The following is a 20706-nucleotide window of genomic DNA, read 5'->3' as shown; positions in this document are numbered from 1 at the left end:
CGTGTCGAGTGATTCAATGGTCTTCATGCATGCCTCCTTGTCGTGTTCTGGTGATCCGGCTGCCGCTCAGGCGTCGGCCATGCAGGCGGAAACGATGTCGGCGGCGCTGTGCTGTTGCGCGTGCAGCGCCGTCCGGACCAGGCGCTCCAGCGCCTCGGCGCTCAGCGGCAGCTCGTCGCGCATGGCGCGCAGATTGGCCGCCACCTCTTCGCCGCTCCAGTCGAAGGGCTCGCCCTCGGCCTGGGATTCGCGCCGCAGCGTGCGGCCGTCCGCGCAATCGACCTCCAGCACGAAGCCGCGCGTGCGCAGCCCGGCGTCCGGCACCACGCTGCTGCGGTCGATCAGCGGTTGCAGTTCAGGGTCCTGCAGGCGCTGCAGGTCCGCGCCGCGCGCGCCGCGGCGCGTCAGCGCCATCGCCAGGCAGAACTGCGCGCTCATCAGCGTCGCACCCACGCCGGCATAGGGGCCGCGCGAATCGGTGCCCGGATAGGCGGCCTCCACCGGCGGCAGGCGCAGGCGCACCGCGCGGATGTCCTCCTGCCGCAGGTCGTGCTCCCGCGCCAGCGCGATCGCCTGTGTGACGGGCATCTGCAGGATCGCGCAGACCGCGAAGGGCTTGTAGGTCACCTGCAGCGAGCGCCAGTTCTGCCCCAGGTCGCGCCCGGCCTCGGCTGCACCCTCGGCGCCGCCGCAGAACGCCTGGTAGAAGCCCGCCTTGCCTTCCAGCGCATCGGGTGCACCGCGCACGCCGGCCGCGGCCAGGCGGGCCGCCGTCACGCCGTTGCGCGCGGCGAAGCCGATCTGCAGCTGCCATTCCTGCGTGCCGGCCACCCAGGCCTGGCCCGTGCCGCCGGCCAGGTTGGCGGCGATGCCGATGGCGTCGGTCGTGGCGGCCTCGTCCAGGCCCAGCAGGCGCGCCGCCGCCACGGTGGAAGCGAACACGCCGAAGACGCTGGTGGGCCGAAAGCCGCGCGGCGCGTTGCGCATCGCGAAGCCCTGGCTCAGCGCGCCCGCGGCCTCGTAGCCGGCCACCATGGCGGTCAGCAGGTCGCGCCCGGCCATGCCCCGCGACTCGGCCAGCGCCAGCGCGGCCGGCGTCATCACCGAGCCCGCGTGCGTCAGGCCGGGGAAGTAGACGTCGTCCTGCGCGCGCGCATGCATCAGCGCGCCGTTGACCAGCGCGGCGGTGTCCGGCGTGGCCGGCCGGCCGCTGATGAGCAGCCGCGCCGTAGCGCCCGGCCCGCCTTCCTGCAGCGCCTCGGCATAGCGCAGCGGCTCCACGGCCAGCGGGCCGCCGGCGATCGCGACGCCCAGGTTGTGCAGCAGGCTGGCCTTGCACTTGTCCTGCACGGCGGCCGGAATGTCTTCCCAGGTCAGCCGGGAGGTGAAGGCAGCGATCCTTCGCGACAAAGTGGTCATGGAAAATCTCCTTAGTTCAATGCGGCCCGGCTGCCGCCGTCCACGGGCAGCACGGCGCCGTTGACATAGCGGGCAGCGTCGCTGAGCAGGTAGAGGACGGCGCCGGCCACGTCGTCCGGCCGGGCGATGCGGCCCAGCGGCGAGGTGCCGTAGGTCTGGTAGCCCGAGGCCCGGCTGGCGCTCAGCACCTGATCGCGCATGGGGGTGTCCACGGTGCCGGGCGCGACCACGTTGACGGTGATGCCGGAGGGCGCCAGCTCCACGGCGAACACGCTGGCCAGCGCATGCAGCGCCGACTTGGTGGCGCCGTAGAAGCCGCTGCCGGCCTTGGGCATCATGCCGGTGACCGAGCCTACGAACACGATGCGCGCCGGGGCCTCGACGGACGCACCCAGCCGCAGCGCCGGCAGGGCCTCGCGCACGCACAGCCAGGGGCCCTTGACGTTGACCGCCAGCATCAGGTCCAGGTCGCCGGCCGAATGACTGGTCAGCGGCCCCGGCCGGATGGCGCCGGCACTGCAGACGAGCGCGTCGATGCCGCCGGTGGCGCTGCGTATGGCGGCAAATGCCCGCTGCACACCGGCCTCGTCGGTGACGTCGCAACCCAGCGTCCGCAGGTGCCCGCCAGCCCCCAGCTCCTGATCCATCCGGGCGAGCCGTTCTTGCGAAACGTCCAGTGCCCAGACCTGCCACTGCTCGGCCAGCAGCCTCTCGACCGTGCGCCGCCCGATGCCCGATGCGCCGCCGGTGACGACCGCCACTTTCGTCTTTTCCGGATGACTCATGGAAAGTACGGGGCTCGTGTGTCAGCGGCCGCTACGGATGGCACGCACCACTTCTTCGGAGGGGTGTGCCGCCGAGCCGGGAATGACTTCCTGGATCGCCAGCACCGGCTGGCCGAATTCCTTGCTGTGCTCCACCTTGCCTAGATAGGTCGGTACATCGGCCTGGTGGTCGTAGGCGGCGAAACGGTAGCTGCCGCGCGCGGATTCGAACGTCCCGTTCTCGACGGCTTTCATCACGGCATCGGGTTCGACGGTTTTGGCCGTGGTGGCCGCCTGCGCCCAGGTCATCACGCAGTCGTAGGTCATGATGGTCCAGTCCGATGGATAGGAGCCGTTCTTGGCCTTGAAGCCGTCGATGAAGTCCTTGGCCTGCGCGCTCTGCTTACTGAGATAGTTCGCCGGTGCGCGTTGCCAGCCTTCCGTGCCGACCGGTGCGTTGGCGCCCATGGCCTTCAGGGTGTTGAAGTCGTACAGCGCCAGGAACTTGTTGTCGATCTGCTTGAAGAAGCCGATGGAGCTGGCCTGCTTGGAGAAGGTCAGCAGGTCGGATGCGAACAGCACGGAAAACACGTAGTCGGGCTTGGCGGCCAGGATCTTGTTGATCGAGGCCGTGTAGTCGGTGGCGCCGAACTTCGGATATTCCTCGGCCACGATTTCCACCTGCGGGTTCATCTCCTTGAGAGAGTCGCGGAAGCGGGCCACCAGGGTGCGTCCGCCGGCATAGTCCGCGCTCATCACCGCATAGCGCTTGTAGGGCAGCTTGGCGAAATACGCCGCCATGGCGCGCCCTTCCATGAACGAATTGGGCGTGACCGAAATCACGTACGGATGGAAGTCCTTCATCGTGATCTCGTCCGCGGTGGAGACGGACACGCACATCGGCACCTTCTGCTTGGCGGCCACGGCCTTGCTGACGGCCATGGTGCTGCCCGACGACTGGGGCGACATCAGCAGCGCTGCGCCGCCCTGCAGCAGGGCGTTGGCCTGCGAGATCGAGCGCTGCGGGTTGCTGCCGCCGTCCTGGTGCTCGAACGTCAGTGGCCTGCCGAGCACGCCCCCCTTCTTGTTCAACTGCTCGATCGCGTACTGGATGCCCACCAGCGCGTCGCGCCCCACGTCGGCGGCACCGCCGCTCAGATCGAGCGAGCCGACGATGCGTATCGGCTGTCCCTGTGCCAGGGAGCCTGCGGATGCCATGCCCGCCAGGGCCAGCGCGATCATTTGCTTTCTCATGAATGTCTCCTCGATCTCCGGGGCGACCGGTTATCCGATCTGCAGCACGCCGGCAATGGCGAAGCCGCCATCGACCGACAGCGTCTGGCCGGTAATGTGCGCCGCGTCATCGCCGGTGAGCAGGCTGACACCGGCTGCGATTTCCTCGGGCGTGCTGAAGCGCCCCGAAGGAATGTTGCGGCAAAGATCCTGGCGGATCTGGTCGGTGTACAGGCCTGCCGTCAGCGGTGTGTGCACTGGCCCGGGCGCCACCGCGTTTGCGGTGATGCCAAAGGGCGCCAGTTCCACGGCCATCTGCCGCGTGAGGCCGATGACCGCAGCCTTGGATGTGCCGTAGCTGGTACGGCCCGGGCTGGCCTTCAGCCCGGAGGTCGATGCGATGTTGACGATGCGCCCCCAGCGCTGCTCCAGCATCATCCGCGCGGCGTGCTGGCCGCACAGCAAGGGGCCGGTCACGTTGACCGCCAGCGTGTCGTGCCAGTCGTCAAGAGGTGTATCCAGGAACGCAAGGGTGCGTGCGATGCCTGCGTTGTTCACCAGGACATCGCAACGGCCCCACTGCCGGGCGATCGCGGCGAAGGCCGCCGCGACCGAGGCCGGGTTCCGCACATCCAGTTCCTGCGCCGTGGCCAGGGCTCCCTGCTCGCGCAGGTGGCTGGCGGTTTGCGCCGCTGCATGGGTATCGATGTCTGCCACCACCACGGCCATGCCGTCGCGAGCCAGCCGCGCCGCAATGGCGGCGCCGATGCCCACGGCTGCGCCCGTGACGAGCGCGACCCGCTTGCCTGCTGCTTCTGGGGCCATGGTTGACACTCCTTGCGCCGGGTTCACTTGCCGCCGCGGGTGGCGAGCACCATGGCTTCGGTGGGGCGCGCCGCATCACCGGCGATGAAGTCCTGGATCGACAGCACGGCCTGGCCGAACTCCTTGCTCTGTTCCACCTTGCCGAAGTAGGTGGGCACGCTGGCCTGGTGGTCGTAGGCGGCGAAGCGGTAGCTGCCGCGCGCGGAATCGAACTGCCCGGTTTCGATGGCCTTCATCACTGCGGCGGGCTCGACCGACTTGGCTGCGCCGGCCGCCTGCGCCCAGGTCATCACGCAGTCGTAGGCCATGATGGTCCAGTCGGAGGGGTAGCCGCCGTTCTTGGCCTTGTAGCCGTCGATGAACTCCTTGGCCTGCGCACTCTGCTTGACCAGGTAGTTCGCCGGCGCGCGTTGCCAGCCTTCCGTGCCGACCGGCGCGTTGTCGCCCATGGCCTTCAGCGTGTTGAAGTCGTACAGCGCCATGAACTTGTTGTCCATCTGCTTGAAGAAGCCGACCGAATTCGCCTGCTTGGAGAAGGTCAGCAGATCGTTGCCGAACAGGATGGAGAACACGTAGTCGGGCTTGGCGGCCAGGATCTTGTTGATTGAGGCCGTGTAGTCGGTGGCACCGAACTTGGGATATTCCTCGACGACGATCTCCGCCTGCGGATTCATTTCCTTGAGGAACTCGCGGAAGCGGTTCACCCCCGCGCGCCCGCCGGCGTAGTCGGCGCTCAGCAAGGCGTAGCGCTTGTAGGGCAGCTTGGCGAAGCGCGCCGCCATGGCGCGGCCTTCCATGAAGGAGGTGGGCGTGACCGAGAAGATGTAGGGATTGAAGTCCTTCATCGTGATCTCGTCGGCCACGGACTGGGCCACGCAGGTCGGCACCTTCTGCTTGGCCGTCACGGCCTTGCTCACGGCGATGGTGCCGCCCGACGATTGCGGCGAGATCAGCAGTGCCGCGTTGCCTTGCAGCAGGGCATTGGCCTGCGAGATCGAGCGCTGCGGGTTGCTGCCGCCGTCCTGGTGCTCGAACGTCAGCGGCCTGCCGAGCACGCCGCCCTTCTTGTTGAGCTGCTCGATGGCGTACTGCGTGCCGGCCAGGGCGTCGCGTCCCACGTCGGCGGCACCGCCGCTCAGATCGAGCGAGCCGACGATGCGGATGGGTTGCCCCTGGGCCAGGACGGCGGTCGCTGCCGCACCCGCCAGGGCCAGGGTCATCAACTGCTTGTTCATGGGTGTTTCCTTGGAAATTGCATCTGCTGGGAGGATCAGGAGGCGGACATGCCGCCATCGATGGCGATCACCTGGCCCGTCACCGTCCTCGACTCGTCCGTGGCCAGCCACAGCGCCATCGCCGCGACCTCGTCGGGCTCGGTCAGGCCGAGCAACTGGCGCTCGCAGGTCTTGCTGAGCAGGTCGGGCTGCTTGTGCAGCAGCCCTTTGACGCGGTCCGTCAGCGTCACCGCCGGCGCCAGCGTATTGACGCGGATGCGGTGCGGCGCGTACTCCACGGCCATGGAGCGCGTGATGGCCGCGATGCCTCCCTTGGCCGCCGTGTAGGCATCCTTGCCGCGGGTGCCGACCAGCGCGAACACCGAGCAGCTGTTGATCACCGAACCGCCCCCGGTCTGCAGCATGGCCGCGATGCCGTACTTGCAGGTCACCCAGGTGCCGAACAGATCCACCCGCATCGCGCGCCAGAACTCGTCGACCGGGCAGTCGGTGACCTGTGCATCGACCGACGTGGAGCCGCCGGCGTTGTTGTAGAGCACATCGATGCGGCCCCAGTGCGCCACGGCGGCGGCGATCGAGTCCCGCACGCTGTCCTCGCTCGTGACGTCGGTGCGGACGTAGAACGCCTTGCCGCCGTCCGCGACGATGGCGTCGGCGCAGGCGCGGCCGAGTTCCTCGTTGAACTCGGCAATCACCAGCTGCGCTCCTTCGCGGGCGAACAGCCGTGCCGCCGCGCCGCCGATGCCGCCGCCGGCGCCCGTGATATAGGCCGTCTTGCCGGCCAGCCGTCCCGCGGTGCTCATACGCCACCTCCCGCAAGACCCGCGTCCGCCATCAGCGATGCCTCCCCGCGGGCAGGCGCCGCCGCGGTCTTGCCGCGCGCGAGCACGAAGCCTTCGTAGCCTGCCTCGGCCACGTCGTTGCACTTCTTGCGGTAGTTGCCGTGGCCACCGAGGTAGGGCAGGAAGATCTGCGGCTTGCCGGGCACGTTGGCGCCGCGGTACCAGGACTGGGCCTTGTCGTACAGCGTGCGCGACACGACTTCCTGCACGTGCTGCATCCAGGCCTCCTCGGATGCCTTGTCGGCATCGATGCGGTCGATGCCATGGGCACGCAGGTAGACCATGCAGTCGGCGATCCAGTCCACGTGCTGCTCGATGCTCATGGACATGTTCGCCAGCGGGCCGGGGCTGCCGGGGCCGGTGACGGTGAACAGGTTCGGAAAGCCTGCGGTCATCAGCCCCAGGTAGGTTTTGGCGCCTTCGGCCCATTTGTCGTTGAGCTTGCGGCCGCCGATGCCGTGCACGTCGATGTGCGTGAGCGCGCCGGTCAGCGCGTCGTAGCCGGTCGCGAAGATCAGCATGTCGAGCTCGATCAGCCCCTCGGTGGTCTCGATGCCTTCGGGCACGACGCGCACGATGGGGGTGGACTTCAGGTCGACCAGTGACACGTCGTCGCGGTTGTAGACGCTGTAGTAGGTGTCGCTCAGGCAGGGCCGCTTGGTGCCGAATGGAAAGCCATAGGGCAGGAGCTTCTTGGCCGTCTCGGGATCCTTGACGGTCTCGCGGATCTTGTCGCGGATGAATTCCGCGACCAGTTCATTGGCCTCGGTGTTGGACAGGATGTCGCCGAAGCACTGGCGGAAACCCAGCAGCTGGCTGTTGATCCAGGCGTTCTCGAACTTGGCCTTGCGCTCCTCGGGGGTGGCGTCCAGCGCAGAATCGTTCGGCATGGCCGCCGGAATACCGAAGCGTGTGATGCGGCTCAGGGCTCGGCGCTCTGCATAGGTGGCGCGGGCGCGCTGGCGCATCTCGGGCGTCAGCGGATGGTTCTTGCACGGTACGACGAACACCGCCGTGCGCTGGAACACCGTGAGGTGCTTGCACTTGCCGGCCAGCGTATGGATCACCTGCACGCCGGACGAGCCGGTGCCGATCACGCCGATGCGCTTGCCCTCGTACGTGGGCTCCTTGCGCGGCCAGCGGCCGGTGTGGTAGGCCTCGCCCTTGAAGGTCTCGATGCCCGGGATCTCCGGCGGCTTGGGCACCGACAGCCCGCCCGTGGCCGGTACCAGGAAGCGCGTCTTCAGGGTCTTGCCGTCCGACGTGCGCACCAGCCAGACGTTCTCCGCCTCGATGAATTCGGCGGCGTCCACGCGGGTGTTGAACTGGATCTGCTCGCGCAGCCTGAAGCGGTCGGCCACGTGCTCCAGATAGGCCATCAGCTCCTGCGCCGTGGGATAGCGGTGGCTCCACTCCCATTCGTCCTGCAGTTCGGGCGAGAAGGAGTACGAATAGTCCCAGCACTCCAGGTCGACGCGGGCGCCGGGGTAGTGGTTCCAGTACCACGTGCCGCCGATGCCGTCGCCAGCCTCGAAGGCCTGCACCGAAAAGCCCGCGTCGCGCAGGCGCTTGATGGCATACAGCCCGGCGAAGCCGGCGCCGACGACGACCGCGTCGATGACTTTGGGATCTTGACTCATGATGTCTCCTCGAAGTGAAAAGAGAGAGGGAAGGAGGAAGAGCGCGGGCTTCAGGCCCGAGCGGCGAGTTCGCGCAGTTGCGCGCAGACGAAGCGCAGGCCGTCGCGGCTGCCGGGCAGGACGCCCAGCATCATCAGGAAGCCATGCATCTGTCCCGGCGCGCGCCAGTGGTGCACGGGCACGCCGGCCGCCCGCAGGCGATCGGCGTATTCCTCGCCCTCGTCGCGCAGCACGTCATGCTCGGCGGTGAGGACGATGGCCTCGGGCAGGCCGTGCAGATCGGCCTCGCGGCAGGGCGACGCCAGGCTGGACAGCCGCTGCGAGGTCTCGGGCGCGTACAGCGACCAGTAGCGCAGCATCGCGTCGCGGTTGGTCAGCAGCTGGTTGTCCGGGGCCACGTAGGACGGGCGGTCGAATCGGCAATCGGTGACGGGGTAGACCAGCAACTGGCCGGCCAGCGCGGGGCCGCCGTTGTCCCGCGCCAGCAGCGTGACCGCGATCGCGAGGTTGGCGCCGGCGCTGTCGCCGCCGACGAGCAGCGGCAGCTCGGCGCCCAGCAGATCCCGGCGGGCGGTGTGCAGCCAGGCCACGGCCTCGCGGGCATCGTGCACCGGGCCGGGAAACGGATGCTCCGGCGCCTTGCGGTACTCGACCAGTGCCACCGCCACGTCGGCATCCAGGGCGATGGCGCGGCACAGCGCGTCGAACTCCTCCAGGCCGCCGACGACCCAGCCGCCGCCATGGAAATACACCAGCAGGGCCTTGGGCGCCGCACTCGGGACGAAGAGCCTGCAGGGCAGGGCCGCGCCATCCTCGACCGGGATGGCCAGTTCGCGCACTTCGCGCATCTCCGGGCCCTGGGCGAGGATGCCGCGCAGGCCGCTGAACGCCGTGCGCGCTTCCTGCGGCGTCATCAGGTGGCGCGGCTTGGTGGCGTTGGCGGCGATCTTGTCGAGGAACGCACGTGTCTCGGCGTCGAGGCCCATGGGCTTGTCTCCTGCAGTATTGGCTTGTGCTGCTATTAGCCGGCACATGGCATTGCAGGGCCAATGGGGTCGAACGCGCCGTCCCGTACTTTGAAGCAAATGCCGCTTTCACCAGCCAGGGCAGGCGGTACGCGCCCGAAGGCTGCTTCGGTGTACGGGACGGTTGGCCCGGCCCCATTGATGGGATCGCACGGTGGGGCTTGAATGGCAGGAGCCACCGCCTTCAGCGGTGCACCACAGGAGACATTTCAATGCCCCAGGAATTCGACATCGTCATACGCGGCGGACAGGTATTCGACGGGAGTGGCGCCCCGCCGCGAACGGCAGACGTGGCCGTGCACGGCGGCAGAATCGCCCGCATCGGGGAGGTGGCGGAAACGGGCCGCGAGCAGATCGACGCCCGCGGCCAGATCGTGACGCCGGGCTTCATCGACATCCATACCCACTACGACGGCCAGGTGACCTGGGAGCACCGGCTGTTGCCTTCGTCGAACCATGGCGTGACCACGGTGGTCACGGGCAACTGCGGCGTGGGGTTCGCTCCCTGCAAGCCGGACCAGCACGACATCCTGGTGCGTGTCATGGAGGGTGTGGAGGACATCCCGGAGATCGTCATGACCACGGGTATTCCCTGGAACTGGGAGACGTTCCCCGAGTATCTGGATTCGTTGCAGCACCGCCGCTACGACATCGACTTCGCGGCGCACGTGCCGCATAGCGCGATCCGCGTGTACGTGATGGGCGAGCGCGGCGAGCGCCGGGAGCCCGCCACGCCCGAGGAACTGCAGCGCATGACCGATATCGTGCGCGACGCGGTGCGGGCCGGCGCGGTGGGCGTGAGCAGTTCCCTGCATCTCGGCCACCGGACCGTCCAGGGCGATCCGGCCCCCACGGTGGGCGCGGCGCCCGGGGAGCTGCTGGCGTTGGCCCGCGGACTCAAGGAAGCCGGCGCCGGGGTGTTCCAGATCATCACCGACGGCTTCTACGGTGGCTCCGACGCGAAGGCGCAGATGGATCTGCTGCGCCAGCTGGCCCAGACCTCCGGCCGGCCCGTGAGCTACACGCTGGTGCAGAAGGAGCCCTACGAGAAGATGTACGAAGAGCTGCTCGCGCTGATGCGCGACGCCTGCGCGCAGGGGCTGCCGATCAAGGGGCAGGTGTTCCCGCGCCCGGTGGGCCTGCTGTACGGGCTGGAGCTGTCGGTGCATCCCTTCCGCTACCACCCGAGCTACGTCGACATCCACCATCTGCCGCTGCCCGAGCGCGTGGCCGCCATGCGCGATCCGCAGCGGCGCAGCAGAATCCTGTCCGAGCAGCCGCAGCACAGCAATCCGCTGTACATCCGGCTGGTCTCGGAATACGACCGCGCCTTCGAGTTGGGCGACCCGCCGAGCTACGAGCCCGCGCCGGGCATGACGCTGGTCGAGCGCGCGAGGCGGCAGGGCGTCAGCCCGGCCGAACTGGCCTACGACCTGCTGCTGCGCGACGAAGGCCAGGCCCTGCTGCTCAACCCCACCTCCAATTTCGTCGATGGCAACCTCGAGGCCGCGCGGCGGATGATGGTGGACGACAACACCCTGGTCGCCCTGGGCGACGGCGGTGCGCACTACGGGATGATCTGCGACTCCAGCTACCCGACCTCGATGCTGACCTACTGGACGCGTGACCGGGCCGACGGCCGCGTGCCGCTGGAATGGGCGGTGAACCGCCTCACGCACCGCAATGCGCAGGCCGTCGGACTGCACGACCGGGGCCTGCTCGCGGAGGGAATGAAGGCAGACATCAACGTCATCGACTACCGCAACCTGCGCCTGCATCCGCCCCGCCCGGTGTACGACCTGCCCGGCGGCGCGCGGCGGCTCACGCAGGCAGCCGACGGCTACACGGCGATCCTCGTCGACGGCCAGGTGACCTACCGCGGCGGCAAGCCCACCGGAGCCCTGCCGGGCCGGCTGGTGCGCGCGACGCGCCCGGCCGCTGCAGCGGCGCCGTGACCGGCTGCATGCCGCCGCTGCTTTTCGCAGGCTACGCGGCGGCCTGGTCGAGCACGACGGCCTTGGACTCCAGGAAGGCCTCCAGCCCGCCCTCGCCGCCCTCGCGGCCGATGCCGGACTGCTTGAATCCGCCGAAGCCGATGGAGAAGTCGTAGCGCGAGGCGTTGTGGCCCACGGTGCCCGAGCGCAGCTGGCGCGCCACCTGCATGGCACGCTCGGCATCGTGCGTGAACACGGCCGCGTTCAGGCCGTAGATGGTGTCGTTGGCCATGTCGATGGCGTGCTGCTCGCTGTCGGCGGCGATGACCGAGAGCACCGGGCCGAAGAACTCGTTGCGGGCCGCGAAGGAGCGGTTGTCGACATGGGCCAGCACCGTGGGCTCGAAGAAAAAGCCGCGCCCCGGTTGTTGGGGCCTGGCGCCGCCGGTGGCCAACTGCGCGCCGTCGGCCAGGCTCTTGGCCAGCAGCTGCTCCACGGTCTCGCGCTGGCGCGCCGTGGCCAGCGGCCCCATGGTGGTGGCGCCGTCCAGCGGATCGCCCAGCACCATGCCGCGCGCGGCCGCCACCAGCGCCTCCACCATCGCATCGTGCTTGGCGCGCGGCACGATGATGCGCGTCAGGCTGGCGCACACCTGCCCGGTCAGGTAGCTGAAGTACGGCGCGCCCAGCGCCTTGGCGGCCGTCTCGACGTCGTAGTCGTCCAGCACCACGGCCGGCGACTTGCCGCCTAGCTCCAGCGTGCAACGCGCCACGCGCTCGGCCGCCACCGCGCCGATGCGCCGGCCCGCGGCGGTCGAGCCGGTGAAGGTGATCTTGTCCACGCCCGGATTGCGCACCAGCGCCTCGGACACATCGCGGTCGGCCGTCAGCATGTTGACCACGCCCGGCGGCAGCCCCACCTCCTGGCAGATCTGCGCGAACAGATAGCCCGAGCAGGGCGCCTCGGGCGAGTTCTTGATGATCACCGTGCAGCCGGCCAGCAGCGCCGGCGCCACCTTGTAGGCGATCAGGCCGGCCGGCCCGTTCCACGGCACGATGGCCACCGCCACGCCCACCGGCTCCTGCACCCGGTAGCCGCGGTGGCCGGTGACGGAGGTGACCGGCTCGACGAACGGATAGGTCTGCGCCATCGCCGAGTAGCGGCGGAACGCCCCGCTCAGGTACTGGCCCACGCGCGGCTGGGCGATCTTGTAGAGCACGCCAGACTCCACGCTCCAGATGCGGGCGAAATCATCGTTGAGCGCCTCCACGCGCTCGGCGATCCGGTCCATGTAGACGGCGCGCTCGGCCGGCGTCATGCGCGGCCAGGGGCCGTGGTCGAAGGCCTGGCGGGCGGCCTGCACGGCGGCGGCCACGTCGGCCTCGCCGGCCTTGGCCACGTGCGCGACGACTTCCTCGGTGGCGCAGTTGAGCACCGCGAAGCTCTCGCCGGTGGAGGGCGCCACCCACTGGCCGCCGATGAAGAGGGATTCGGCGTGGGGAACGTTCAGGCTCTGGGTTGCAGTCGTCATGGCAGGTCTCCTTGAGGTGGTCGGTTGTCAGGCAGCGATGCTGCGCGGGGCGAGCGCATCGGCGCGGACCATGTCCGCGCCTTTCTCGCCGATCATGATGCACGGTGCGTTGGTGTTGCCGGTGGGAACGGTGGGCATGATGGATGCGTCGACCACGCGCAGGCGCTGTACGCCATGCACGCGCAGCTGCGCATCGACCACCGCCTGGCCGTCGCTGCCCATCTTGCAGGTGCCCACCATGTGCCAGCCCGTGCCGCCGGTGCGCTTGAGGTGGTCGAGCAGCTGCGCATCGCTCGCGCAGGCCGGGCCGGGCTTGACTTCCTCGACCACGCGCGGGCCCAGCGGCGGCGTCTGCACGATCTGGCGCAGCAGGCGTATGCCCGCGACGTGGCGGCGCACGTCGCTTTCCTCGCCGAGGTAGTTGGGGTGGAACAGGGGTGCCTGCAGCGGGTCGCTGCTCGCCAGCTCCATGTGGCCGCGCGATGCGGGCGTGAGCAGCACCACCGAGGCGGACATGCCCGGATAGCCGTCGGCCGCCACCTCGCCCGAGGGCGTGGCCGAGAAGCTCATGGGGTTGAACGAGAGCTGCAGGTCCACTCGCTCGCCCGGCGCGCTGTTTACGTAGGCCGTCACCGGTGCCGCGCCCAGGGCCAGGTAGCCGGTGTGCGTCAGCACGTAGCGTGCACCTTCCAGGTACTTGCGCAGGCCGCTCAGGCGGTGGTTGACCGAGCTGCCCGGCGTGCAGCGCCAGGCGAGCGAGGCGTACCAGTGGTCCTGCAGGTTGCTGCCCACGCCCGGCAGCGCGCGCCGCACGGCGATGCCGTGGCGCTGCAGCTGCGCCGCATCGCCGATGCCCGAGAGCATGAGGATCTGGGGCGAGGCGAGCGCGCCGGCGCTCAAGATCACTTCGCGTGCGGCCCCGATGGCGCGCCGCTGGCCGTCGTGCAGCACCTCCACACCCGTGGCTTCGGCACCTTCGCCTGCGTCCTGGAGCAGGACGCGCATGACGTGGGCACCGGTCAGGATCGTGAGGTTGCCGCGCTGGCGCACCGGTTCGATGAAGGCCGTGTACGCGGAGTGGCGCCGGCCGGCCTTGATGGTGTACTGGCGCCGCCCGACGGCGGGATAGGGCGAGGCATTCAGGTCGTTCGAGTGCGGGACGCCTGCGTTGACGCAGGCGGTGATGAAGTCCTCGGCCGCGGGGTGGACCTCCACCGGGTCGGTCACGCTGAGCGGTCCCTGGTTTCCGTGGAAGGCATTGGCGCCGCGCGCATTGTTCTCCGAGCGCTTGAAGTAGGGCAGCACGTCGTTCCAGCCCCAGCCCGCGTTGCCCTCGCGTGCCCACTGGTCGTAGTCCTCGGGCTGGCCACGCATGTAGATCATGCCGTTGATGGAACTGCTGCCGCCCAGGCCCTTGCCGCGGTCCCACTGCACCTGGCGCCCGCCCAGTGTGGGCACGGGGGCGGTTTTGAAGCGCCAGTTGAAGCGCTGGCTGCCGAACAGCTTGGCCATGCCCGCCGGCGTGCTGACCCAGAAGTCGTCCATGGCGCCGCCGGCCTCGATCAGCAGTACGCGCAGCGAGGGGTCTTCGCTCAGGCGGCTCGCCACCACGCAGCCCGACGAGCCGGCGCCGACGACGATGTAGTCATAGGTTTCCATGTGCACCTCTCCCGGAATGCAGCCGGCGTGCCCGGGCCACGGTAGGAGCCCGGCCCGGGCAGGGGCGGCGGCCGCGGTCACTCACCGCGGGCCTTCCTCACCAGGGCTTCCGAGGCGTGCACGCTGCTGCCAGGGACCACGGTGTGGATGGAAACGATGGGTTGCTTGCGCTCCTGGCTGTACTCTACCTTGCCGAGGAACACCGGCACGTCGGCCTGGTGGTCGTAGGCGCTGAAGGTGAACGAGCCGCGCGGGGATTGGAACGTCCCTTCGCGCAATGCCTGCATGACAGGGTCGGCATCCGTCGTCTTGGCCGCATTGGCCGCGGCGGCCCAGGTCATGACGCAGTCGTAGCCCAGCGTCGACCAGTCCGAGGGCGTGCTGCCGTATCGGGCCTTGAACTGGTCGACATAGCGCCGGGCCTCGGGGCTGCCCTTCATGAAGTAGCTCGCCGGCGCGCGCTGGGTGCCGTCGGTGCCGATGGCCGCGAATTCGCCGAGCGCCTTGAGCGTGTTCTCGTCGTAGAGCGCGCCGAAGTGGTTGTCGATCTGCTTGAAGAAGCCGACGCCGCTGGCCTGCTTCGAGAACGTGATCAGGTCCGCGCCGAAGAGGATGGAGTAGACGTAGTCCGGCTTGGCCGCGAGCAGCTTGTTGATGGACGCGGTGTAGTCCATGGCACCGAACTTCGGATACTCCTCGATGACGATCGAGGCCTGGGGATTCGCCACCTTCAGGAATTCCTTGAACCGCTCCACGTAGTTGCGGCCGCCGGCATAGTCCGCGCTCAGGATCGCGTAGCGCCTGTACGGCTGCTTGCCCAGCAAGGTGGCCAGGGCCTGCGACTCCATGTAGTTGTTCGCGGTCACCGAGAAGATGTAGGGCTGGAAGTCCCGCATCGTGATTTCGTCGGCCGCGGACGCCGCGGCGCAGGTCGGCACCTTCAGCTTGGCCGAGACCGCCTTGCTGACGGCCAGCGTGCTGGACGACGACTGGGGCGTCAGCAGCAACACGGCACCGCCTTGCGCAAGGCCGTTCGCCTGGTTGATGGCGCGCTGCGGGTTGGTGCCGTTGTCCTGGTACTCCAGCACGATCTGCCGGCCCAGCACGCCACCGCTGCGGTTGACCACCTCGACCGCGTACTGCGTGCCGACGAGGACGTCCTTGCCGACTTCGGCAGCTGCGCCGCTGAGGTCGAATGATCCAACGATCTTCAAGGGAGCGGGGGCCTGTGCCTGTGCTTGCGCACTGGCGGCGATCAATCCTCCGAGCACGACGGGAAGGTGAGATTTCATTTCTGTCTCCTGATGCAAGCTGTGTGTGTGGTATTCGCGCGCTGCGACCGCTGTCGCCAGGTTGCCGAACCTCTTCAGTACCGACGGTGTCTTTTCCTCAGGACAGCACCACGGCCATTCTTTCCTGCAGGAGCTGCGCGGTGAGAACCAGCCGCGGCCCCAGTTCACGCTCCATGCGAATGCGCGACATGTACGCGGTGCGTCCCGTGCACGACAGCACCCAGGGGGGGCGCTTCCTGATGTAGATCGGCGTACTGATCGACGAAAGCTCCGGCACCCATTCGCCGGGGGACATGCAGAACCCCAGTTCCCGGATCTGGGAGATCTTCTCCGCGATCCGCCGACGCTGCGCCGGCCATTCACGGCCGACTTTGTGCTCCAAGGCGCCCTGCAGATAGCTGCGCTCCTGTTCGGGCAGGGCGGACAGCAGTGCGGCGCCTGCCAGGGACGCGACGATGCTCATGCGTGTACCGGGCGTCAGATCCAGTGCCAGCATCGCCTGGCTGCCGAGATAGCTGTCGACCACGATCACGTCGAGTTGGTCGCGCGTGCCCAGCGTCACATAGGTGTCGGTGGATTCGGCGAATTTGCGCATTTCCTCGCCGGCCGCACGCCGTATCGCACCATCGGCGGTGGCTGCATAGCCCAGGCCGAGTGCGGCAGCCGCCAGGCGGTACTTGCGCTGCGTTGCGTCGTAGCGCACATAGCCGAGCGTGACGAGCGAATGCAGCAGGCGCGACACGGTCGGCACCGGCAAGCCGGTTTCCAGCGCGATCTGCTTGTTGCTCATCCAGACCTGTTCGGTGCCGAAGCATTCCAGCACGGCCAGGCCCCGCGCAAGAGGCATGACCATGACGTTGCTTTCCACCCGTTGACGCGGCGGTGGCCGCGGCCCGGTCTTGCTGCCCTTGAACTGGTTGGGGTGGCCGCGTGGCCGGACGGCGAACGATGGCTGTGCCATGGCAGTCCTCAGCCTTTGCGGTCGCGGACGAGAGTGCCGTTCTGCTGCTCGACGTACTGCAGGATCGTCGTGAAATCCAGGTCGCCCAGGCCCGCCTCGTAGGCGGCATGCCACTGGTCGCGGGCTTGGGTGATCACCGGCAGGCTGGCCTGCAGCGCCAGCGCCTCCTGCAAGCCCAGCGCCATGTCCTTGTCCAGGATCGTGAGCGAGGCGCCGTAGTCGAACGTGCCGGCCAGGGCGCGTGGCAGGATGGTGCCCGCGGCAAAGCTCTGCGCCGTGCCGGCCTGCAATGCCTGGCACATGACGGTGGGGTTCAGGCCCGCCTTCGCGCCCAGGCTCATACCTTCGCTGGCCACCACGACGTTGGCGCCCATGATGATGTTGTTGACCACCTTCATGATCTGGCCCATGCCGGGCTTGTCGCCGAGCACGAAGACGTTCCTGCCCATCATCTGCAGCAGCGGTCGCACGTCCGCGACCACGGCATCGGGGCCCGAGACCAGCAGGGTCAGCTGGCCCGCCCGGGCGACCGGGGCGCCGCCGGTGACGGGGCTGTCCAGCATCTGGATGCCATGGCCGGCCAGTTGTTCGGCGAGGTCCTCGATGGCCTCGCGTCCGATGGTGGACATCTCGGCATAGACCTGGATGGCGCTGCCGTGTGCCACGCCGTCGTCGCCCAGCGCCACCTGCCGCGAGACCTGCACGTTGGGCAGGCAGGCGAACACCACGCTGGCATGGTCGGCGACCTCCCTGGGCGATGCATGCGTGACCGCGCCCAGGGAGCGGAAGCGCTCCATGACCGATGCCGCCGGGTCATAGACATGCAGGCGCAACGACTGGCCCAGCAACCGCTCGGCAATGGCCGAGCCCATCTGGCCCAGCCCCAGGAAACCCACGTCGGTGTGTTCGTTCATCTCGTGCTCCTTGTTCGTTCAAGCCATGGCTTGCCGGATCCACTGCGCGGTGTCTTCCACGGCGCTTCTGGCCCTGTCGGACAGCGCGGACATGCGGAAGAAGCCATGGATCAGGCCGTTCTGCCGGCGCAGCGTGACGGGCACTCCCGCATCGAGGAGCCGGTGCGCGAAGCGTTCGCCCTCGTCACGCAGGGGATCGAACTCCGCCGTGAGCACCAGCGCGGGAGGCAGGCCGGAGAGATCGGGTGCGCGCAGGGGGGAGGCATGGGGGTGCGAGGCGTCCTCCTCGCGGGGCAGGTACTCCTTCCAGAAGCGGACCATCGCGGCGCGGGTCAGGAAATAGCCGCTCTCGTACTGCAGGTACGAGGGCGTGGGCGGCGTGTGGTAGTCGGTCATGGGATAGACCAGCACCTGGCCGGCCGCCCGGGGGCCGCCTTCGTCGCGCAGCCGCAGCGCCGTCACCGCGGCCAGCGCGCCACCGGCGCTGTCGCCCGCCAGCACCAGTCGCCCAGCGTCCAGGCCCCAGGCCGGGGCCTGCCGGGCCGCCCAGCGCGCGGCCTGCAGGGCATCGTCCGGCGCAGCGGGAAACCGGTGCTCGGGCGCCAGCCGGTACCCGACGGACAGGACGGCCGCCCCCGTCAAGTTGCACAGCCGCCGGCAGGCCGCGTCGTGCGATTCGATGCTGCCGATCACGAAGCCGCCGCCATGGAAGAACACCGTCAGGCCGGTGCGCTCCATGGTCCGCGGGCGATACAGCCGCGCTGGAATGCCGCCCTGCGCGGACGGAATCAGCAGCTCCTGCTCCTCCCCCACGGGCTCGCGCTCGGTGGGTGGCGGGTAGACGTTGCGCAGTTCCTCCAGCGTCATGGTTTCCATCGGAGGCATGGCCTGGAGTGCTTGCAGCACTTGCGCAATCTGCGGATCCAGAGGCATCGGGTTTCCTTTCCGAGGTATGGATGGTTCAGATCGCGGTCTGCCCCGTGACAGGCAGGGCCACGCCGTGGATGGCCCGGGCCAGGTCGGAACAGAGGAACGCGATCACGTCCGCCAGCGCTTCTGGCGTCACCCAGCGCGCCGGATCGGCGTCGGGCATGCCCGCGCGGTTGTCCGGCGTGTCGATGATGCTCGGGAGCACGCAGTTGACGTTGATGTTCTTGTCCAGCAACTCGGCGGACAGGGACTCCGTCAGGCGGATCAGGCTGCTCTTGGACGCGCAATATGCGCCCATGAGCGCCTTGCCGCGCATGGCCGCGCCGGCACCCACCGTCACGATGCGGCCAGCGGATTGCGCGAGCATGTACGGCACCACGGCATGCGCGATGTTGATCAGGCTCGTGGCATTGAGATCCGTCAGGAACTGCCAGTCGGCGAGGGGCGTTTCATGCACCGCGGGCCCCATGCGGAAACCGCCTGCGATATGGCACAGCAGATCCACGCGCCCCCATGGAGCGATGGTCTCCTGGATCGCCGGAAGCAATTGATCCCGGTCCAGAAGATCGGCCTGGCAGGCGACCACGTTGCCGTGCGTGCCTTCCAGTTCCGTGGTCGAGGGCCGCTGCTTGTCGAGCAGTACCAGATGCGCGCCGTGCTGGCCGAGCTTCGCGGCAACGGCGCGGCCGAGCTGGCCGGCCGCGCCGGTGACGATGGCGACTTTGCCGTGCAAGCTCATGCGACGCTCGGATTTCTGACCAGGCGGCCCGGGCGCGCCCCGGTGGAGACGCCGTCCCGGTAGGTGATGCGGCCGCTCACGATGGTGGCCGCATAGCCTTCGGACTTCTGCATGATGCGCCGTCCACCGCCGGGAAGATCGTAGACGGGCTGCGGCCGATGGAGCTGGAGACGGTCGAAGTCGATGACGTTGATGTCCGCCTTCATGCCCTCCGCGATCAGTCCGCGGTCGGTCAGCCCCACCGCCAGCGCGTTGTTCCTGGACAGGCGATTGACGGCCCGCTCCAGCGGCAGCCGCTCGCCCTGGCGATCGCGCACCCAATGCGTCAGCACGGTGGTGGGATAGCTGGCGTCGCAGATCATGCCGTAGTGCGCACCGCCGTCGCCCAGGGCGATCAGGGTGTTGTCGTCCTTCAGCATGGTCTCGATCGCGCCGAAGGTGCCGTCCGCAAAATTGGACTGCGGCGCCATGAGAACGGCATGCCCGTCATTCTCGAGTAGCCAGTCGTAGGCGAGTTCCGCCGTGCTGACGCCTCTCTTCTTCGCGCGGGCCACCAGCAGATCTTCGGCCGACGGCTCGTAGTTGGGCGGGTCGCCCAAGGGGAACGCGTTTTCGTAGTCCGACACGATATTGATGAATGTCGGATTCGAGTGCACGGGTTTCTCCGCCAAGATGGCGGCCCGCACTTCGGGCTTGCGCATCTCGGCCACGCGCTGGGCCAGCGGCAGGTCGTGGATGGCCAGGTAGCTCGGATGGAAGCGGAACGGGTGGAACGACAGCGCGAGGCCGTACAGCAGGCCGGTGGGACGCGGAAATATCTGCGCCTTGATGTCCAGGCCCTGTTCGCGTGCCTGCCGCATCAGTTCCAGCATGTTTTCATGCAGATGCACATCGGTGGCCTTCTGCATCAGGGAATAGCTGACGGGGCGGCCCGAGGTTTGCGCAATGCTGCGCAGCAGGCCGATTTGCGCGTCGGCATTGGAGTCGCCGCAGTAGCCTTGCGTGATCATCTGGAAAACACCGGCGCCCGCTTCGCGCAAGCCCTTGGCCAGGGCCAGCAGCTCCTCGTTGGCGCTGCCGACCGAAGGGGCCAGTTCGCCCGCCACGGTGCGGTGGGCCAGGTGGTGCGAGCTGCTGACGCCCAGGGCTCCGGCCTTGATCGCTTCGCGGACGAGGTCCGTCATCTGGCGCAATTCCTGCTCGGTGGCCGGCTCGCGGTGTTCGCCGCGCTCGCCCATCACGTAGACGCGGATCGCGCTGTGCGGGACTTGCGATGCGAAATCGATGTCGTATTCACGCTTCGACAGCGAATCCAGATACTCGGGGTAGGTCTCCCAATTCCACGGCAGACCTTCGGTCATCACGATTTCAGGAATGTCTTCCACGCCCTCCATGACGCGCACCAGGGCATCGCGCTGTTCCGGCCGGCACGGAGCGAAGCCGACACCGCAGTTCCCGAGGACCACGGTCGTCACCCCATGGTTGGAGGAGGGCTTGAGCGTGTTCTCCCAGGTGACCTGGCCGTCGTAGTGGGTATGGATGTCCACGAACCCCGGGGTGACCAGCTTGCCGGTGGCATCGATCTCCTCCACGCCCTGTTCCGCGACCGTGCCAATCTTGGCGATCTTTCCGTCGGCAATGGCGACGTCGGCCTTTCTCGGCGGCCCGCCGCTGCCGTCGACGACGGTTCCGTTTCTGATGACGATATCAAATGCGTTCGACATGACGTCTCCTTGTGGCGATGTTGATCAAGATGGATGAAT

At 68.3% G+C, this 20706-nt stretch carries 17 protein-coding genes; 1 reads left to right on the top strand and 16 read right to left on the bottom strand.

Annotated features, from left to right (window positions below):
* Positions 1–66: 66 nt before the first annotated feature.
* From QM782_RS23850 to QM782_RS23815, 8 genes are read right to left on the bottom strand one after another with little or no spacing between them, the layout of a single operon-like run.
* Positions 67–1419, bottom strand: a complete 1353-nt coding sequence (locus tag QM782_RS23850; protein ID WP_415205351.1) for an MmgE/PrpD family protein — start codon at positions 1417–1419, stop codon at positions 67–69.
* Positions 1420–1430: 11 nt separating this feature from the next.
* Positions 1431–2204: an SDR family NAD(P)-dependent oxidoreductase gene (locus tag QM782_RS23845; RefSeq protein WP_415205350.1), complete on the bottom strand. Its 774-nt coding sequence runs from the start codon at positions 2202–2204 to the stop codon at positions 1431–1433.
* Positions 2205–2225: 21 nt separating this feature from the next.
* The gene (locus QM782_RS23840; protein WP_415205349.1) at positions 2226–3437 is read right to left on the bottom strand and encodes an ABC transporter substrate-binding protein; all 1212 of its coding nucleotides are present in this window, start codon (positions 3435–3437) and stop codon (positions 2226–2228) included.
* Between the two features lie 30 nt (positions 3438–3467).
* Positions 3468–4241 carry an SDR family NAD(P)-dependent oxidoreductase gene (locus QM782_RS23835; RefSeq protein WP_415205348.1) on the bottom strand — a complete coding sequence of 258 codons (774 nt, stop codon included), beginning with the start codon at positions 4239–4241 and terminating at the stop codon, positions 3468–3470.
* A 23-nt stretch (positions 4242–4264) separates the two neighbouring features.
* Positions 4265–5476: an ABC transporter substrate-binding protein gene (locus tag QM782_RS23830; RefSeq protein WP_415205347.1), complete on the bottom strand. Its 1212-nt coding sequence runs from the start codon at positions 5474–5476 to the stop codon at positions 4265–4267.
* Between the two features lie 35 nt (positions 5477–5511).
* Entirely contained in the window at positions 5512–6279 is a 768-nt protein-coding gene (locus QM782_RS23825) for an SDR family NAD(P)-dependent oxidoreductase (protein WP_415205346.1), read from the bottom strand.
* Entirely contained in the window at positions 6276–7958 is a 1683-nt protein-coding gene (locus QM782_RS23820) for a flavin-containing monooxygenase (protein WP_415205345.1), read from the bottom strand. The genes QM782_RS23825 and QM782_RS23820 overlap by 4 nt, the downstream gene beginning before the upstream one ends.
* 50 nt (positions 7959–8008) lie before the next feature.
* Positions 8009–8944: an alpha/beta hydrolase gene (locus QM782_RS23815; protein WP_415205344.1), complete on the bottom strand. Its 936-nt coding sequence runs from the start codon at positions 8942–8944 to the stop codon at positions 8009–8011.
* A gap of 251 nt (positions 8945–9195) precedes the next feature.
* On the opposite strand from QM782_RS23815, the gene QM782_RS23810 reads away from it, so the two are divergent.
* Complete coding sequence (locus QM782_RS23810; RefSeq protein WP_415205343.1) at positions 9196–10938, top strand: N-acyl-D-amino-acid deacylase family protein; 1743 nt, start codon at positions 9196–9198, stop codon at positions 10936–10938.
* Between the two features lie 31 nt (positions 10939–10969).
* Here the strand turns inward: QM782_RS23810 and QM782_RS23805 are convergent, their stop codons facing one another.
* The 8 genes from QM782_RS23805 to QM782_RS23770 all read right to left on the bottom strand — a co-directional run bounded on the left by QM782_RS23805 (position 10970) and on the right by QM782_RS23770 (position 20667).
* Positions 10970–12448, bottom strand: a complete 1479-nt coding sequence (locus tag QM782_RS23805) for an aldehyde dehydrogenase (protein ID WP_415205342.1) — start codon at positions 12446–12448, stop codon at positions 10970–10972.
* 27 nt (positions 12449–12475) lie between these two features.
* The gene (locus tag QM782_RS23800) at positions 12476–14107 is read right to left on the bottom strand and encodes a GMC family oxidoreductase (protein ID WP_415205341.1); all 1632 of its coding nucleotides are present in this window, start codon (positions 14105–14107) and stop codon (positions 12476–12478) included.
* A 77-nt stretch (positions 14108–14184) separates the two neighbouring features.
* The gene (locus QM782_RS23795) at positions 14185–15399 is read right to left on the bottom strand and encodes an ABC transporter substrate-binding protein (RefSeq protein ID WP_415205340.1); all 1215 of its coding nucleotides are present in this window, start codon (positions 15397–15399) and stop codon (positions 14185–14187) included.
* A gap of 97 nt (positions 15400–15496) precedes the next feature.
* Entirely contained in the window at positions 15497–16360 is an 864-nt protein-coding gene (locus QM782_RS23790; RefSeq protein ID WP_415205339.1) for an IclR family transcriptional regulator, read from the bottom strand.
* 8 nt (positions 16361–16368) lie between these two features.
* Entirely contained in the window at positions 16369–17274 is a 906-nt protein-coding gene (locus QM782_RS23785; protein ID WP_415205338.1) for an NAD(P)-dependent oxidoreductase, read from the bottom strand.
* Positions 17275–17292: 18 nt separating this feature from the next.
* A complete protein-coding gene (locus tag QM782_RS23780; protein ID WP_415205337.1) occupies positions 17293–18207 on the bottom strand; it encodes an alpha/beta hydrolase in 915 nt (304 codons plus the stop codon).
* 28 nt (positions 18208–18235) lie between these two features.
* Positions 18236–18943 carry an SDR family NAD(P)-dependent oxidoreductase gene (locus QM782_RS23775; RefSeq protein ID WP_415205336.1) on the bottom strand — a complete coding sequence of 236 codons (708 nt, stop codon included), beginning with the start codon at positions 18941–18943 and terminating at the stop codon, positions 18236–18238.
* A complete protein-coding gene (locus tag QM782_RS23770) occupies positions 18940–20667 on the bottom strand; it encodes an N-acyl-D-amino-acid deacylase family protein (protein WP_415205335.1) in 1728 nt (575 codons plus the stop codon). The genes QM782_RS23775 and QM782_RS23770 overlap by 4 nt, the downstream gene beginning before the upstream one ends.
* Positions 20668–20706: the final 39 nt, after the last annotated feature.

The organism is Pseudorhodoferax sp. (genome assembly GCF_047601025.1).
Taxonomy (GTDB): domain Bacteria; phylum Pseudomonadota; class Gammaproteobacteria; order Burkholderiales; family Burkholderiaceae_C; genus Pseudorhodoferax.
Note: the sequence above shows the minus strand (reverse complement) of the source record. Positions and strands in the feature narration are given on the sequence as shown.